The sequence below is a fragment of the Candidatus Oleimmundimicrobium sp. genome, assembly GCF_030651595.1.
Taxonomy (GTDB): Bacteria; Actinomycetota; Aquicultoria; order UBA3085; family Oleimmundimicrobiaceae; genus JAUSCH01.
Map to the genome: position 1 here is coordinate 1 of NZ_JAUSCH010000118.1, position 1,342 is coordinate 1,342.

The 1,342-nt window shown below is 63.6% G+C and carries 2 protein-coding genes; both read right to left on the minus strand.

Annotated elements, in window-relative coordinates; genetic code table 11:
* Positions 1–898, minus strand: an 898-nt coding sequence (locus Q7U95_RS06810) for a hypothetical protein (RefSeq protein WP_308753033.1), incomplete at its 3' end; no start/stop codon positions are given.
* A 20-nt stretch (positions 899–918) separates the two neighbouring features.
* Positions 919–1,342: ectoine synthase (locus Q7U95_RS06815; protein WP_308753035.1), on the minus strand; the 424-nt coding region annotated here is incomplete at its 5' end.

The window sequence follows — 1,342 nt, forward strand, 5'->3', positions numbered from 1 at the left end:
CCTCGGCCCGGCGCAGCACCCGCGCGGCGTTGGGATGGATCGCCTCCATCCCCAGGTTCGAAAGCTGGTCGGCCACGTCGTAGCTGGTCTTGCCGATCTTGCGCACCGCCTCCACCCCCACGATCTTCGGATCGGCCGAGGACAGGTGGAATTCCTTGTGGATGATCGCCTCGGCGGCCTGCGTGCGCGCCGCCAGATGGGCAAAGACCACCTCGGAATAGCCCCGGTCATATTCGCGCATCAGCCCCTCGGCGCATTGCGCATAGCCGGTGACGATCGGCATCTCCTCGCTCAGGTCGATCCCGCGCAGCGCCGTATCCAGCCGCTCGGCCAGGCTGGGATTGCCCTCTTCGCGCCAGCCGCTCAGATCGACGAAGCGCGCGTTCACACCGTGGCGCTGCAACAGCAGCGCGGTGACGAAGGCCGAATGCGCCTCGCCCAGCCCCGAGAGCAGCTCGCGCAGCGTCATCATCTGCTGTTCGATGCGGAAATGCCCGTAGGACCCCAGTCGCTGCAGGTCCAGCATGCAGGCGCGCGCGCCCTCGATGCGGTCGCGCACAAAGGCATCGGCGCGCTGGATATCGCCGTCATGGTCCAGAATGCCGGCATGAATCTCCATCATCGCCGCGGCGGTGGCGTTGAGCGCCTCCAGCCAGCCAGCCCCGCCGTCATCGCTGGCGAAATGGGCATAGACCCCCTGCTCGCCGGTCTTCTTGTGCTCCAGCAGCCGGTTGGTGATTCCGGCAAAGGCCGAGACCACGAAAACCCGGTTGTAGATGGCACCCTTGTCGCGCGCGCCGATATAGAGCGTGTCCAGCAATTCGCGCGCGCGGCTCATGCAGGTGCCGCCGATTTTTTCAACTGTATGCGTCATGGTGTTGTGGCGGGTGCTTTTCACCCCCGCCCATTCCTTGATGTTCAGGTATTTTCCAACGCGTAAGACCCGTCTTCGCGGTGCACTTCCTTGCCCGTCACCGGCGGGTTGAAGCAGCAGGCGAAAACCATCTCGGTCTTGCAGCGCAGGGTGTGGCGGTCATGCAGGTTGAGCGCGTACATCACCCCGGGGCGCAGGTCATGCACCGTGCCGGTTGCCAGATCCTCGATGCTGCCCTCGCCGGAAATGCAATAGACGCTCTCGAAATGGTTCTTGTAGTGGAACGTGTGCGCGCTGCCGGCGGCGATGGTGGTGATGTGGAACGAAAACCCCATCCCGTCATCGGCGAGCAGCATGCGCACTGATTCCCATTTCTGATCGGCGACGCGACGATCGGTGTTTTTGGCCTGGTGAAAATCTCTGATGATCATGGTGTTTACTCCGCTGCGATCTGGTGCCGGGCGCCCT